We start from the raw sequence: 15712 nt of genomic DNA, 5'->3' as shown, positions 1-15712 counted from the left end.
TCGCCGGCCCGTCAGGCACCGGCAGCGACGCCGCGCGCACGACCAGCGACCTGTCGCTGGTCGACGTGGCGCAGGTCCGCATCGCGCGCACCGCCCGCAGCGCCGAACATGGCGTCGGCGCGCTCGCAGGCGAGATCGAGATCGCGCCCGAGGAACCGCATCTGGGCCAATGGGACGGCGGCGCCAGCCTGGGCCTGGGCATGCAGCAGGGCGGCGAGCCCGACCTGTCGGCCTCGTCCACGCTCAACATTCCGCTGGGCCAGCGCGCCGCCCTGCGCGCGACCGCCTATGCCAGCCGTGCGGGCGGCTATGTCGACAATGTCCGCACCGGCGCGCGCAACGTCAATGACGACGACATATCGGGGCTGCGCCTGATCGCCCGGATCGTGCCACAGCCCGATCTCGACATATCGGCGCTGCTCACCTGGCAGCATCGCCGCATCGCCGATGCCTCCTCCTGGTTCCAGTCGCTCGGCCCCTATCGCACCGATCGCTATTTCGCCGCGCCCACCACCCATGATTTCCTGATGGGACGGCTGAAGATCGGCTATGGCGGCGGCCCGGTCCGCCTGACCAGCATCACCGCCGCCTATCGCTGGTCGCTCGACCGGCGTTATGACCGGACCAACGCCACCTTGCTGCAGGGGCAAGATCCCGAAGCCTGCCAGCGTTATTTCGGGCTCGACAGTCCATCCTGCGATCCAGCGCAGACGCAGCAGTTCGCCGATTATGCCGCCAGCCTCGCGCCATCGCTGCTGCATATTCCGATCGTGTCGACCCGCATCCTGCAGGAATTGCGCTTGGGCCATGACAATGCCCACGGGCTGGGCTGGGTAGCGGGCGTGCTGATCGATCATCGCAGCGAGCGGCTGCGCAGCGAACTCTCCTCCTACAGCGGCGATCCCGATGTCACCGGCGAACTGTTCGGTGCCCGCCGGCTGGCGATCAGCCGTGACCAGGCGGCGCTGTTCGGCACGCTCTCCTATCGCGAGGATGATCTGCTCGTCTCGCTTGGGCTGCGCTATGATGATTATCGCGTCGCGTCGCAGAATGACGTGGTCGTCCCCAACCTGCTCAGCGGATCGATCGACTCTTGGCCCCGCACCGTCAGCCGATCGGGCGGGCTCAGCACCCGCGTCCATATCGACCTGCCGATCGCGCCCGGCGCCAGCTGGCATACCCAGCTGACGCGCAGCATCCGGCCGGGCGGGGTCAACACCGCCTCGGTGCTGCTGCCCGATCGCCGCACCTATGATGGCGACAGCCTGTGGGGCGCCGAACTGGGCTTCAACCTGCATCTGGGACGCGACAGCGAGATGACGCTGACCGCCTATATGAACGACTGGCGCGACATGCAGTATCGGGCGCTGTCGGAAAATCGCTCGCACGCCTATCTGGTCAATGTCGGCAATGCGATGATCCTGGGCACCGAGTTCGAACTGGTCGCCCGCCCGCTGCCGGGCCTGACCGCCCGGCTGGAAGCCAGCCTGATCCGCGCCGACCTGACCCGCGTGTCCGACGCCGCGCCGCTGGTCGGCGGCGCCGACAAGGGCGACAGCATCCCCTTCGTGCCGCATCGCCGGTTGCAGGCCAGCCTGGCGCGCAGCTGGTCGGTTGGCGGCCATGGCCAGCTTACGGTCGAGGGCGACTGGCAATATCAGTCCGGCTCCTGGTCCACCTTCACCCGTGACGATCCCGATTTCGTCGAGACTTCGAGCTTCTCGCTGTTCGGCGCGGGGGTCAGCTGGCGCCGGGAACGGAGCAGCCTGTCGCTGCGGGCGCGCAATATTTTCAACCGCGTCGCGAATTTGCGCGCGGTGACTAACGGATATGGGGTCGGTCAAACGTTCAGTTCAGGACCGCGATCGATCCTGCTGAGCTGGGACCGGCATTGGTGATGCGGGTCGCCGGGGCGGCCCGCAAGGGGTTTGAAAGCGCGGACAAGGGGTTTCGGGGTTGAACCGTCTATCAGGATCATCGTTGCCGCAACCGGGCGGGGCGGAAAACAGGGCGACCGACTATTCCGCCTATATCCCGGCGCTGCGCCGCTATTTCGCCCGCCGCGTCACCAGCGCCCATATCGTCGACGACCTGGTGCAGGACGTGATGCTGCGCATGCATGTGCGCCAGTCGCCCGACGGCATCGACAATCTGGAAGGCTATATCTTCCGCACCGCATCCAGCGTATTGCGCGATCAGGCGCGGCGCGATCAGGTCCGTCATGCCAAGGGGCATGATGAACTGACGGAAAAGGATCATCCTGCTGAGGAACGGACCGCCGACCGCGTCTTACAGGCAAGGGAAGAGATCGCCCAGGTCGTCCGCGCGCTGGAAGAGCTGCCGGAACGGACCCGCGACATCTTCCTGATGCGGCGCTACGAAGGGCTGGCCTATGGCGATATTGCGGAAAGGCTGGGCATTTCGGTGAGCGCGATCGAGAAACATGTCGCCAAGGCCGTCGCGCATATCGCCCGGCACATGGCACGATAGGATAGCGGTCACTTCATGACCCAGGACGGGGACGACCCCTTCGACATCGCCGCCGCCCATTGGGCGCGATTGCAGTCCGGCACGGCGACATCCGCCGAGCGGGCGGCGATTGCCGCCTGGTGCGACGCGGCCCCGGCGCATCGCGCGGCCATGGACGCGGTCGAGCGCGGCTGGGACGTCGCCGGCGCTGCGGAGCAGGATGACGCGATTGCGGCGATGCTCGCCCAGATGCAGGCGCGCCAGACCGAAGCTTCCGCCCCCTCCACTAGCCGCCGCCCCTGGCGCGCGGCCTTGCTGGCCGCCTCGCTGACCGCGCTGCTGGCGGTGCCGGCGACGCTCTGGTTCACCAGCCGGCCTGCTGACCATCCCGTGCCGCCTGCCCTGTCCGGCGAACAGGTGGCACAGGCGACGGGCACGCGCCTGTTCAGCCCGGCCGGCCGCCGCCGCAATATCCAGCTGCCCGACGGGTCACGCGTGATCCTGGACGCCGACAGTGCGATCCGCTTTGCCTTCTCTGCCGACAAGCGGGCGGTCGCGCTGGAATCGGGCCGCGCCTATTTCGCCGTCCACAAGGACAAGAGCCGCCCCTTCAGCGTATCGGCCGGCAAGCTTACGGCCACGGCGGTCGGCACCGCCTTCGACGTGTCGCGCCTCGCGGGCCGGGAACAGGTCACCACCACAGAAGGGCTGGTGCGCGTCGTCACCGCCGCCAGGACGCGCGACGGTAGCCGCGCCACCCTGCTGCCCGCCGGCATGCGGCTGACGCAGAAGGATCAGAGCGTTTCGGTCGACCCGGTCGACGTGACCCGCGAAAGCGCCTGGCGCGACGGGCGCATCGTCTTCACCGGTCGCTGCCTGTCCGATGTCGCGGCGGAAATGAACCGCTATGGATCGGGCCGGCTGGAGGTGAAGGAGGATGCCGCGCATATCGCCATCAGCGGCGTGTTCGACATCGACAATGCCGATGGCCTGGCCGAAGCGCTGGAGCAGCAGGGCCTTGTGCATGTAGTACGTAACGCCGACCGGATCGTCCTGACCCGCGGCGACCAGATCATCCCCGGCGACTGCGCCGTCCGGGGCTGATCTGGAAGAACGGGGCGCCTGTCGACGCCCCGTGTCTTTCCCTTATTTCCGATCGGCCGCGCCATAGAGCAGCGCGTTGAACAGGAATTTGAACGTGCCATAGGATTGGGCGCGCTGCGCCACTTCCGGGCCCATCACCAGCAGCTTGCCCTTGCCGACATCGACATCGGCGACGGCGATCGTACCGGCCAGCTTCTCCTGTCCCACGGCCCAGCCGCTGCGCAGCAGATCACGACCCTCGAACCAGGAAACCTGGCCATAAGGGGTGGCATTCGCCGTCACGAAAGTCTGCGAGCGATTGAAGAACATGTCCACCTGATCGGGCAGGCCATAGGCCAGCGGCTGGCGGTTATCGACCCGCGCACGCAGGATCGATCCGGGGATGAAGAAGCTCTTGGTGTCGAGCGGCTTCATCGTTCCCTCCACCTCGCGGGACAATGCAGGCTTGAGCGGCGTGCCGAGCAGGTCGATGAAGCGGGCCGAATTGCCGATCGCCACCACTGCGCCGCCCTTGCGGGCGAAGTCCGCGACCGCCGGCACCGTCTTGGCGTCGGTCAGGTCGCCCAGCATCGGCACGAACTCGGCCGGCGTATCCTTGGCGTCCGGCTGCTTGCCGGCGCGGGCCGTTCCCCAGGCGCCGCTCGGCGGCAGTGCGCCGTCGGCGAACAGCAGCACGTCATAATCCTTCGCCAGATTGCCGGCATCCAGACGCTTGGCATAGACCGGCGCGAACGGGAATTCGAACTTCTCCAGCAGGAAGCGGGTCCAGCCGGTCGGGATATTGCCGCCATAGCGATCGACCAGGCCAATGCGCAGGGGTTTGAGCGCAATGCGCTCGCCCTGCGGCGCGGCATCGACGGCATGGGCGGTCAGGCCCAGCTCCGTCACCGCATCGCCGATGATCTTCTGCGCGCCGGCCGATGCCGGAATCCAGATCGCGCCGGCCTGCATCGCCTCGCCATCGGCGCTCACCGCCTGCTTCAGCCAGGCCGGACGCACACCGGCCTTCAACAGACGGTTGGTCAGGATGAAGCTGTTGTTGCTTTCATGACCGACGATCCAGCCCGCCTTGCCCTGCCCCACGATCCGGCCGGGCGGCGGCGCCAGCAGGTCGGGGACCGGGGTGAAATGCTGGTCCAGCCCGTCGAGCAGCCGGTCGAAGCCGATCCCCATTTGATAGGCCAAAGTATAGCCGGTAATGTCATAGGGCGCCTTGGGCGGGCCGCCGGGGAAATCCGTGTCGTGCGGATGGTCCTGCGGCTCGAACATGTCGATCACATGCGGGCGATAGGCCTGATCGGTGCGCACGATATAGCTACCGGCAGCATAGCTTTTCCCGCCCGCCTGGAACGGCGCGTCGGCCCGCTCCACCTCGACGCCATTCTTGATGAGCGCATTGAGGAAGGCGATGGCGGTCGGCATGTCGCGCTGGTCGGCGGGGATGATATAGGCGCGCGCATCCCGCTCGGCCGGCGCCTGCAGCATCGTCTTGTAAAGAGCAGGATCAACCTTCTTGGGCCCGCGCCCTTCGCCCAGCGCCTTGGCGTCCATCAGCCGGTCGACCTTGGACGGGGTGACGGTCCAGCTGTCCTTGCTGCCCTTCTCGATGCTGTTGGCGCCCATCTTCCAGATGTTGAACAACAGCCGCTCGCGATTGCGCGACGCATAGTCGATCACCGCCCGGTTGAGCGTCCATTGATAGTCGAGCGAGTCCTGCAAATGCCAGTCGCGCGGGCCGATCGGCATCATCTCGTCGCCGCGCGGCAACTGGGTCGCCGGCACCAGCGGGATCTTCGCCGGGGTCGGCCCGCCGATGATCTCGGTCAGCAGGCCGATGCTGTTGTGGAAATAGGCGACCGATCGTTCCATGCCATTATGCCAGGTCGAATAGGGCGCCGCGCTGCGCGTGCCGGACCCGGCCTTGCCCTCCGAAATCAGGCGCGAATGCATGGCGAAGCCGACTTCGTTGAGCTGCGCCATGACGATCGGGTCATAGTTGAAATTGAACGGATCGCGGAACGGCGGCACGAACACCACCATGCCCTCCGGCCCGGTCTGATGCTGATTATAGACGATCTGCGGATACCATTGGCGGAACAGCACCCGATTGACATTCTCGGTCTCGGGCATTGCCGCCATGAAGCTGTCGCGGTTATTATCGTGGCCGATATATTTCTGGTAGAGGCGCGGCAGCGTCGCCATCTCGCGCTTCTTGGGATCGGCCGAGCGCATATACCAGTTGGCGACCAGTTCCATGCCGTCGGGATTGTCATGCGCGAACAGGATGATGCAATCGTCCAGCATGCGCATCGTTTCCGGGTCCGACTGGGTCAGCATCCGGTAAAGCACCTGGATCTGCCCCTGCGACGTTACCGTCTCGGTCGCGTGCATGCCCGCGTCGATCCAGACCACCGCCTTGCCCTGCGCCGCCAGCGTGCGCGCCTGCGCCTCGTCCACGCCATGGGCGCGGGCCAGCTTCTCGGCAATGGCGCGATACGCGTCCAGCTTGGCGAGGTTCGCGGGCGAGGAGACGATCGCCATCCACTGGCTGCGCCCTTCCGCGCTCTTGCCGATGTCGACCAGCTTCATCCGGTCGCTTTCGGTCGCCAGCTTCTGGAGATAGGCCTCATATTCGCTGTAGTTGGCGAGATAATAGTCGGTCCCCGGCGGCTGCTTGAAGAAGCGCTCGGGCGGGGTCGGCGTGCTGGATTGGGCGCCAGTCTGGGCCGCGGCAGGAACCGCCTGCAACAGCAGCGCGCCCGACAGGAAAAGCCAATGGGGTTTCATGCAATCTCTCCAGATATCTGGTCGTAAGCGGGCAGAAAGGGGAAAGGGCGCGATGCTCGATCGCGCCCTTTGAAATAGGCCGTCAGCCCTTAGTAGAAGCGGACATTGTCGATCTGCAACCACATGCGCTTGCCGGGACCGCGCGATCCGCCGAACTCGACCTGGGTGATGCCGTCGCCGGTGAAGGCCGGACCGACCTTGCCGCGCCGCTCGACCGGCTTGAACTGGCTGAACGGCACTTCGACCGCAGCCCAGCCCGCGCCGCCCTGCACCTGCGCTTCCCAGACGCCATCCAGACCGTTCAGGCGAACGGTGTAGGCGCCGTCACCCTTCAGCTCGAAGCGCAGGCCCTTATAGCCGCTGATCTTCGCCGGGGTGATCGACCCGCGGCTGAGCGGAATGGCGAAGCCGGCATAGGCCGCTTCCTTGACCGCCATGCGCGCCGACAGCGACAGCGCCTTGCCGCCCTCGTCGCGCGGCACCGTCTGGGTGATCTCGACCGACCGGTCGATGCCGCCATCGGGCGTGTCGACGCGCAACGTGTCGATCGACGAGCGGCGATCGTCGCGCTCGAAATCGTCGATCAGCGCAGGCACGCTGATCGAGGGCAGACGGTCGGTCTTGTTGGCGGCGGGCAGTGCCGGGGCGCCGGCGCCATAGGCCAGCTTGCCGTCGATCAGCACCTGTGAGACCTTGTAGACATCCTTGATGTTGGTCCAGGGCGTGCCGTCGATCAGCACGATGTCGGCGCGCTTGCCGACCGCAATGGTGCCGCGATCGGCATCGATGCGCATGATCTTCGCGCTGGTCTGGGTGCCGGCGACCAGCGCCTGGCTCGGCGTCAGGCCGGCCTGCACCAGCAATTCCATCTCGTGCAGGGTCGACGGACCATGCGGCGTACCCGGCATGCCCGCATCGGTGCCCAGCGCGATCGGCACGCCGGCATCGAACAGCGCCTTCACATTGCCCAGCGCAAAGCCGAACTTGCGGAAGGTCTGCTTCAGGCGCGGATCGTCCGCCTTCACGTCGCCGCGCTTATAGGGATCATAGACCGCCAGCGTTGGCGCCATCGCCATGCCGCTCTGCTTGATCGCGGCGACTTCCTCGGCGGTGATCGGCCGGTCCTGCAGGCCATGGGCCAGCGAATCCACGCCCGCCCGCGCCGCGACCAGGCCGCGATCGACGGTGACGGGGTGGGTCAGCACCGGCCAGTTCTGGACATGCGCCGCCTCGACCGTGGCCTTGAGCGTCCATTCGTCCATGCTGGTATTGTCGGGCGACACGCCATAGCGCCAGCCGTCGGAGAAGATCTTCACCAGATCGGGCTGATAGGGCACCAGGCTCTCGATCGCGGCCTTGCCGGCGCCGGGGGTGTTGACCCAGATGGTGGTCGCCTGATCGGCCCAGTCGGCGCCATGGCCGCCGGGCGTGCTGATGCGCGCGGCAAAGCGGACATGGGGGGCGTTCATCTGGCCCAGCCAGGCGCGCAGCGGCGCGAACGCCTCGGGCGCCTCGTTGAAATCATTCACCGTGGTCACGCCGGCCGCGACATAGGCGTTGGCGATCTGCGGGAAGGTGCTGGGGCTGCCGCCGGCGGTCCAGTGGGTATGGACGTCGAAGAAGCCGGGCAGCAGCGCCTTGCCCTTGGCGTTGATGACCCTGGCGCCGCGCGGCACCTTCACATCGGCGCCGACGGCGGTGATGCGGCCATCCTGGATCAGCACCGTGCCGGGCGCGGGCGCAGCACCAGTGCCGTCGAAAATGGTCGCGCCGACGATGGCGACCGTGCCGCCATCGGCCGGGGCCGAGACGGAAGCGGCGGAATGCAGCGCGATCGGCAGGGCGATGGCCGAGGCCAGCAGAGCAGTGACAACAGATTTACGCATGGGACTTCCCCCTCAAAGGCAATGATTATTCTTCGGTCGCCGGCACGGCCGGCATGCAGAACCAGCATTCGGCATCGCTGCCGATCGGCGCGCCCGGCGGGATCGGCGGCGGCGGCGCGATCGGCTCGGCCAGCTTGGCGCGCTCCTCGGGCGAGGCCGTCAGCATGGTGGCAAGATAGCGGTTATGCGCGGCGTCGGCGGGAGCGCCGCGCTTGCCGAGGCGCCCGGCCAGGCTTTCCATATGCGCCCGCACGATCGCGATCGCGGTCGACGACAATTGCTTGTCGTCGACCAGGCTGATGAGGCGCAGGACATAGCGGGCACGGACCTGCCGCGCGATTTCCGCCTGCCGGCCCGTTGCCCCGGCGGCCATCACCCGATCGTCGATCGCGCCCAGATATTCGTCGAGCGACAGCTGGCCGGCATCGGCGGCATGCTGCGCCACCAACCGGTTGAGCCGCTCGGGCGCCAGCATCGCGATGAAGCTGCCGTCGGCCGCCACTTCGGCCGCGCGCCCCCAGTCGAAGGCGGCGGCGGTGCGGCCGGGCAGCAGTTCGATGTCGGTCTGGCGGTCGCTCATGCCCGACTGGATCGATGACAGCAAAGGTGACAGGCGATCGGGCAGATCGAGCGCGGCGGGGTCGAGCGTCGCGAGCAGCGCGCGCAGCGCCGCCCGCTGCTGCGCGGCGTCGACCGGCAGCGCCTGCTCATGGCCATCGCCCTTTACCGCATAGCTGTAATCCACCCCGCCGATCAGCTTCGACGCGGCCGTCACCTGGTAACGGTGGAACAGGTAGATCGGCACGATCATCCGGCGCAGGTCGGCGGCGGCCGCCCCGGCGGGCAGATTGTCGAGGCCGAAGCGGTCGAGCGCGATCCGGCGCACATCCATGATATGGGTGAGCTGCGCGGCGGCATCCGTGCCGTCATCCCACATATTGCCCCAGGGCTGGGCATCGCCATCGCCGCGTGTGTCACCATCGGCGACAAAGCGATAGCCCTTGGCCTGGACCGCGCGGGTCATGGCGTCGAGCGCCCCCTTCTCGTCGGTGCCGGCCGGGAACTGGCGATAGAGCCAGTCGATCGCGAACCTGTCCCAAGCGCCAACGCCCGTGGCATAGGCATCGGAAAAGTCGAGTGCGCCGTCCCGCACGGCGATGCGCGGCGCGGGATAGTCCATCACCGACGCCCGGTTCTCGAAGGTCGAACCGGCGAAATTATGGGACAGGCCCAGCGCATGGCCGACCTCATGCACGGCCAACTGGCGCAGCCGCGCCTTGACCAGCATGATCGGGTCGTCGCTGGCGCCGGTGCCTTCCCTGGATGCGCCGGCCAGCCCCTCGAAGATCAGCTTGTCTTGCCAGGCCCGCAGCGATCCCAGCTGCACCACGCCGCGCACGATTTCGCCGCTGCGCGGATCGACGATGGTGGTGCCGGTCGACCAACCGCGCGTCTCGCGATGGACCCAGGCTATGACATTGTAGCGCGCGTCCATCGGATTGGCCCCGACCGGCAGTTCCTCGACCCGGAAGGCGTCGACGAAGCCGGCGGCGTCGAACGCCTGCGCCCACCATTGCGCGCCTTCCCTCAGCGCATCGCGGATCGCCTGCGGCGCGGCGCGGTCGACATAGAAGATGATCGGCTTCCTGACCGCCGAACGCTCGGCATTGGGATCGGTCTTTTCCAGCCGGAACCGGCGGACCAGCCGGGTGACGATCGGCTCGTCCAGCGCGGCGGCATAATTGTTGCGGATGACCTGGACCGACGTGCCGGTGCGCGGGTCATGGGCGCGGGTGTGGAAATTGTCGTCGGGCAGGCGAATGAAGCTGTGATGTACCCGCACCGTCAGCCCGCGCGCATCGGGTAGCACCCGCTCGATGCTGCGCCCCGGCTCGTCGCTGGTGAAGGTCAGCGCCGCCTCGAACTCGACATTGTCGGGAAAGGCCAGGCTCTGCGTCGGATCGACATAGGACAGCGCCGGCGCAATCTTGAAATTGCCGGCCTTGGTCGCCTTCAACCGCCCGGCAACGTCAAACGCATCGCGCATCAGCAGGCCGGACAGGTCGAGCGTGATGCCCTTGTCATCTTCGCTGACAATATCGCCCGACCAGATCGGCGAATTGGAGAAGGAGCGCGCGACCGCCTGCTCCTCGCCAACGTCGCCATTGAGCGCGCGGAAGCGGTAATTCTCGAACTCGGCCAGCACCTTGTTGCCGACCTTGCGGAACAGCAGCACCTGCGTCTCGCCGAGCCGCGCGCGATCCAGGCCGATCTCGGCAGCGCCCAGGCCGCCCGCGATCGAGGGGGTGTAGAGATAGCGGGCGATGACGCCATTGGCGCCCGCTTTGGGCAGGACGACCTTTTGCCCGCCCGCCAGCGTGAACAGGCTGGCCGGGGCCGGACTTGCCGCCGGCGCCGGCTGGGCCAGCGCGGTGCCGGCCGGCACGCTCAGGATCATCAGGGCGACAAGCGGCAGCGCGCGCAGCGATTTCATCAATAACATGTCCCGAAAGCAAAAAATGGGCACCGGCGCGATGGCCGGTGCCCCAGGAGGCATCAGAATTTGTGGCTGACGTTCAAGTACCAATAGCGACGCAGCGGCGAATAAAGCTGGCCCTGATAGCCACTGGACGACAGCGGCGGCGCCTTGTCGAACAGGTTGCGCACACCGATGCGCATGCTGGTGCCGCTCAGCGATCCCTCGGTGAAGCGATACTGGCCATAGAGGTTCGCCGTGGTGGTCGCCTTGACCGTCCAGTAATCGCCGTCGGCGTCGATCAGGCCGGTGTCATAGACCTTGCCGGTATATTGGGCGAAGGCGCCGACCGTCACATTGTTGAGCGACCAGGTGAGCGAGGCCGAACCGCGCCACTTGGGCTTGCGGTCGAGCTGCAACAGGCTGCGGCCGCCCGAGATGTTGACGGCGGCGTCGATGTCGCCCGCGTCCTGCGCCGCCAGCAGTTCGGCGATGCCCGGCGAGGGTTCCTGATAATATTTCAGGAAGTGCGACGCATTGACCGCGAAGTTGAAGCTGCCGACGCTGGTTTCAGGCGTGCGATAGGTCAGGTTGAAGTCCAGGCCCTTCACCGTCTGCGGCTGCAAATTGGTATATTGGTCAAGGACGTAGAGAACCTCGCCCGCCGGGGTCAGGCCGGTGCCGGCAAAGGCTTCGACATCCGAAGCGGTCGCCGCGGCGCGGATCACGTTCGGATTGCTCGAACCCTGCTTGCGCAGCAGATAGTCGAGGATCAGCGCATTGCCTTCGCCGAAGATGCCGACCAGGCCGGTCTGGCGCACCCGCCACCAGTCGGTGGTGAAGGTCAGATGGCCCATGCCGTCGGGCAGCGGCGGCTCCAGCACGACGCCGAAGGACAGGGTCTTTGCCCGTTCAGGATCGAGATCCGGGTTACCCGAACGCCGGGCCGAGGTGGTCTGCGCCCGCGAACATTGCGAGAAGTCGGTGATGCGGCCGGCGCGGACGTCCGCCTCGCACATGATATAGTCGGTACGGCTGTTCGCGCGCGTGACGACCGTCGCGTTGGTCTGCTCCAGGTTCGGCGCACGGAACGACTTGGCCCAGGAACCACGGAAGCGGATGCCGCGCACCACTTCCCAGGCACCGGCGATCTTGGGCACGGCGACATCGCCGAAATCGCTATAATGTTCGTAACGGCCGGCCAGCTGGAGATCCAGGCTGCGCACCAGCGGAATGTCCATTTCCGGCGAAACCAGCGGCACCGCAAATTCCGCATAGGCGCCGAACACTTCGCGATGGCCGCTGGTGTCGTTGTTGAGCGCGGAGTTGACGAAGTCGCCCGAGACCGCGCCGGTCAGCGGATCGGTATAGGTGATGGTGCCGTCGATGCGCGGATCGCGATCGTCGAGCTGGGTCTCGCGCCGCGCCTCGATACCGGCGGCAAAGCCGACATTGCCACCCGGCAGGGTGAACAGGTCGCTCTTGGAAATGCGGAAGTCATAGGTCGCCAGGGTCGACTTGGTATAGCGGACCAGTTCCTCGCGCATCGCATCGATGGTCGACTGGCTGTTCACCGACGTGCCGAAGATGTTGTAGGCGTCCGGGGTCGAGAGCGACAGATATTCCTGCAGCTTGGTACGGCTGATATTGTCGCTGACGTCGCGGGCCCAGGCTTCGGAATAGCTGATCGCGCTTTCCCAGTTGAAGCCGTTGAACTCGCCGCGCAGACCGGCCAGCAGGCGATATTGCTGGTTGGTCACGGTGACGTTCATCGGACCGAAGTCATCGAACAGATAATTGTTGATGGTGAGCGGCAGGCCTTCGGTCGGGGCGTTGGTGCCGGCCAGGCGGTTGGGATTGACGGTACCGTTGGCGAACACGGCCTGGCCCAGCGGATTCCAGTAATTGCTTGCCGGCACATAGATCGGGATCGAGCTGAGCGTCGCCACCGGGCTCTGCTGCGCCTTGGTCTTGCTGCGATAGAAGCCGGCTTCGGCGAAGAAGGTGACATCGTCGCTGATGTCATAATGGCCGGTCATGAACAGGTTGAGGCGGTTGAGGCGCGGCATGATCGACGTGCCCTGCGCCAGCGAGTCATAACGCAGGTCGCGGTCCGCGCCCGCAGTCGCCATCGCGCCATTCTGGATGCAGCGATCATTGCCGATCGCCGCGACGCAGCCGGTGCTGCTGGTCGGCTGCAGGTGGAACTGGCCCGACGCGTTGGTCAGGGACGTGCCGTTGATGGTGACGGGCACATTGCCATAGGTGCGCAGGTTGGCGAAGGGCGTGGTGGTCGACCGGCCATCGAGCGAGGTCGAGCCTTCGAACGCGGTGCCTTCGAACAGGCCACGGCGGTCGGAGGATTCGGTATAATATTGCTCGGTCGAATCCAGGCCGGTGCCATGGTCATAGCTGCCGAACAGGGTGATGTTGCCGCGATTTTCGGCAAAGTTGGTGCCGATCACGCCATTGCCGTTGAACTCGCGCAGGCCGGTGCCTTCCGCGCCGCCATATTGCAGCGACAGTTCGGCGCCCTGATAGTCGGTCTTGAGCACGGTGTTGACCACGCCCGCCACCGCGTCCGCGCCGTAAATGGCGGCCGCGCCGTCGCGCAGCACTTCCAGCCGCTCCAGCCCGTTCACCGGGATGGCATTGGTGTTGTAGCTCAGCACCGGCACCAGCTGGTCGTTGGCCTGGCTGGTCGGGTGGGCAACGACACGGCGGCCGTTCAGCAGCACCAGCGTGTTGCCGATGCCCAGGCTGCGCAGGTCGAGCGAACCGACGTCGCCGCGCGCGCCGTTGGAGCTGCCGGGCAGATACTGGCTGTTGAACTGGACGTCGCCAAATTGCGGGATCGAACGGAACAGTTCGTCGCCCGATACGGCGGCCGCGCTCTTGATCTCGTCGGTCGATACCACCGTGACCGGCAGCGCCTCGTTGATCTTGGCGCCCTTGATCTGCGAGCCGACGACGACGATGCCGTCCGCTGCATCCGCCGCCGGGGCGGCGTCCTGCGCCAATGCGCTGCCTGCGGTCATGGCCCATCCCATGGCGATCAGGCTCGCCGCGCAGGCTCCCTTGTTCCGATACACACCCATATGTCTTCCCCTGGCTCCCGCCATCCGATCCCTTCGGATGGGCTCTGATCTTTTGAGGTTGTCCCCTCGTCCGGCTGCGTGGCCGGAAACCCTCTCATTGTCGGAGACGCAGGCCCGAAAATTTCCCCCATCAAAAATTTCACTTTTGTGATGGTGGTATCCATCGCCCTGATCGATAAGCCGTTTCACCAGTGGGGATGGTGCGGACCGCCCCGCTTCATGCAGCCAGGGGATCCATCCATGTCACGCTTCGCCCGCTCCTTCCTCGCCCTCCTCGCGCTCGGCGCATCGGCGCCCGCCCTCGCCGGGCCGCTGGCCGATGGCGACAAGATGGCGATCATGGCGGATGTCGATCGCGGCGCGGACACGCTGGCCAAGAACGCGCTGCAGATCTGGAACTATGCCGAAATCGGCTTTCAGGAGACCAAGAGTTCGGCGCTGTTGCAGCAGCAGCTGAAGGCCGCCGGCTTCACCATCGAGGCCGGGATCGCCGGCATGCCGACCGCCTTCGTCGCCCGCTTCAAGACCGGCGACGGTCCGGTCATCGGCCTGCTCGCCGAATATGACGCGCTGCCCGGCCTGCCGCAGGCGGCCGAGCCGGTGCGCAAGCCGATCGAGGGTATTGCCGGCCATGGCTGCGGTCATAATCTGTTCGGCGCCGCCTCGGTCGCGGCCGCGATCGCCACCAAGGACTGGATGGTCGCGCACAGGATCAAGGGCGAACTGCGCCTCTATGGCACCCCGGCCGAGGAAGGCGGATCGGGCAAGGTGTTCATCGTCCGCGCCGGCCTCACCAAGGACGTGTCGGCGATGATCCACTGGCATGCCGCCGACAGCAACAGCGCGTCGCAGAATACCGCGCTCGCCAATATCAGCGGCAAGTTCCGCTTCCACGGCACCGCCGCCCATGCCGCCGCCGCGCCCGAACGCGGCCGCTCCGCGCTCGACGGGGTCGAGGCGATGGATGCGATGGTCAACATGATGCGCGAACATGTGCCACAGGAAACCCGCATCCATTATGTCATCACCGATGGCGGCAAGGCGCCCAATGTCGTGCCCGACACGGCCGAGGTCTATTATTATGTCCGCCACCCCAATCAACAGGTGGTCGCCGACATCATGGACCGGGTGAAGAAGGCGGCCGAGGGCGCGGCCATGGGCACCGGCACCACGGTCGAGTTCAACCAGGTCGGCGGCACCTTCGACCTGCTGCCCAACGACACGCTGGGCCATGTCATGTATGACAATCTGAAACAGGTGACCCTGCCCGCCTACAATGCGCAGGAACAGGCCTTCATCACCCAGATCCAGTCGAGCTTCCCCAAGGGCACGCGCATGGGCGACGGCAGCGTCGAAGCCTATAGCAGCGGCGGCCTGACCCCCGCCTCCACCGATGTCGGCGATGTCAGCTACACGACGCCGACGGTCGGCATGGTCGCGGCCACCTGGGCGCCGGGCACCCCGCCGCACAGCTGGCAGGCGGTCGCCGCCAGCGGCACCAGCGTCGGCACCAAGGGCGCGGTCGTCGCTGCCAAGGCGATGGCGCTGACCGCCGCGCAACTGTTCCAGAGCCCGGACACGCTGGCGGAGGCGAAGGCCGAACTGGATCGCCGCCGCGGCAAGGATTTCATCTATCGCTCGCTGCTGGGCGACAAGGGACCGGCGCTGGAATATCGAAACGGGAAGTGACGGTCCCGAAGCAGGACGATTACTCGCCCGCCTCCTTATAGGCGGGCAGACCCAGCCCGCGGCGGATCGCGAGCGCGCGCAGGCCAAATCCCAGCAGCGCCGCGATAACGCCTGCGACCGGCACATCCAACCCGGCGAGCCGCAACAGCACGAACAGGCCGGAGGCGAACGCCGCGGCCGTGACATAGAGTTCCGGGCGCAGC

The 15712-nt window shown here is 66.5% G+C and carries 8 protein-coding genes and 1 pseudogene; 4 read left to right on the top strand and 5 right to left on the bottom strand.

The features are described from left to right. From CG471_RS24905 to CG471_RS24895, 3 genes are all read left to right on the top strand, one after another. The coding region (locus CG471_RS24905; RefSeq protein ID WP_099234121.1) for a TonB-dependent receptor at positions 1–1898 on the top strand (1898 nt) is incomplete at its 5' end. Between the two features lie 82 nt (positions 1899–1980). After that, positions 1981–2490 carry an RNA polymerase sigma factor gene (locus tag CG471_RS24900; protein WP_099234120.1) on the top strand — a complete coding sequence of 170 codons (510 nt, stop codon included), beginning with the start codon at positions 1981–1983 and terminating at the stop codon, positions 2488–2490. 15 nt (positions 2491–2505) lie between these two features. Next, entirely contained in the window at positions 2506–3573 is a 1068-nt protein-coding gene (locus CG471_RS24895) for a FecR family protein (RefSeq protein ID WP_099234119.1), read from the top strand. Between the two features lie 42 nt (positions 3574–3615). Here the strand turns inward: CG471_RS24895 and CG471_RS24890 are convergent, their stop codons facing one another. From CG471_RS24890 to CG471_RS24875, 4 genes are all read right to left on the bottom strand, one after another. After that, positions 3616–6360, bottom strand: a complete 2745-nt coding sequence (locus tag CG471_RS24890; protein WP_099234118.1) for a M14 metallopeptidase family protein — start codon at positions 6358–6360, stop codon at positions 3616–3618. 89 nt (positions 6361–6449) lie between these two features. Continuing rightward, positions 6450–8246 (bottom strand): CIA30 family protein, encoded by a 1797-nt coding sequence (locus tag CG471_RS24885; protein ID WP_099234117.1) that lies wholly within the window; start codon positions 8244–8246, stop codon positions 6450–6452. A gap of 25 nt (positions 8247–8271) precedes the next feature. After that, on the bottom strand, positions 8272–10740 hold the full coding sequence (locus CG471_RS24880; RefSeq protein WP_099234122.1) for a zinc-dependent metalloprotease: 2469 nt from the start codon (positions 10738–10740) through the stop codon (positions 8272–8274). Positions 10741–10802: 62 nt separating this feature from the next. After that, positions 10803–13820: a TonB-dependent receptor domain-containing protein gene (locus tag CG471_RS24875; RefSeq protein WP_099234116.1), complete on the bottom strand. Its 3018-nt coding sequence runs from the start codon at positions 13818–13820 to the stop codon at positions 10803–10805. Positions 13821–14060: 240 nt separating this feature from the next. Here CG471_RS24875 and CG471_RS24870 point away from each other — a divergent pair, with 240 nt between their 5' ends. After that, positions 14061–15509 carry an amidohydrolase gene (locus CG471_RS24870; protein ID WP_099234115.1) on the top strand — a complete coding sequence of 483 codons (1449 nt, stop codon included), beginning with the start codon at positions 14061–14063 and terminating at the stop codon, positions 15507–15509. A gap of 19 nt (positions 15510–15528) precedes the next feature. Here CG471_RS24870 and CG471_RS24865 read toward each other — a convergent pair. Next, positions 15529–15712, bottom strand: a pseudogene (locus CG471_RS24865) (trimeric intracellular cation channel family protein); the annotation flags it as partial.

It is taken from the genome of Sphingobium sp. IP1, from assembly GCF_002708645.1.
In the GTDB taxonomy this organism is placed as follows: domain Bacteria; phylum Pseudomonadota; class Alphaproteobacteria; order Sphingomonadales; family Sphingomonadaceae; genus Sphingobium; species Sphingobium yanoikuyae.
The sequence above is the reverse complement of the archived record's forward strand: the minus strand, read 5'-3'. Positions and strand labels throughout refer to the sequence as shown.

What these genes read in the sequence shown, in the direction of transcription:
- CG471_RS24880 (WP_099234122.1), bottom strand. Translation starts at nt 10,740, where the DNA reads ATGAAATCGCTGCGCGCGCTGCCGCTTGTCGCCCTGATGATCCTGAGC.
- CG471_RS24890 (WP_099234118.1), bottom strand. Translation starts at nt 6,360, where the DNA reads ATGAAACCCCATTGGCTTTTCCTGTCGGGCGCGCTGCTGTTGCAGGCG.
- CG471_RS24885 (WP_099234117.1), bottom strand. Translation starts at nt 8,246, where the DNA reads ATGCGTAAATCTGTTGTCACTGCTCTGCTGGCCTCGGCCATCGCCCTG.
- CG471_RS24895 (WP_099234119.1), top strand. Translation starts at nt 2,506, where the DNA reads ATGACCCAGGACGGGGACGACCCCTTCGACATCGCCGCCGCCCATTGG.
- CG471_RS24870 (WP_099234115.1), top strand. Translation starts at nt 14,061, where the DNA reads ATGTCACGCTTCGCCCGCTCCTTCCTCGCCCTCCTCGCGCTCGGCGCA.
- CG471_RS24875 (WP_099234116.1), bottom strand. Translation starts at nt 13,820, where the DNA reads ATGGGTGTGTATCGGAACAAGGGAGCCTGCGCGGCGAGCCTGATCGCC.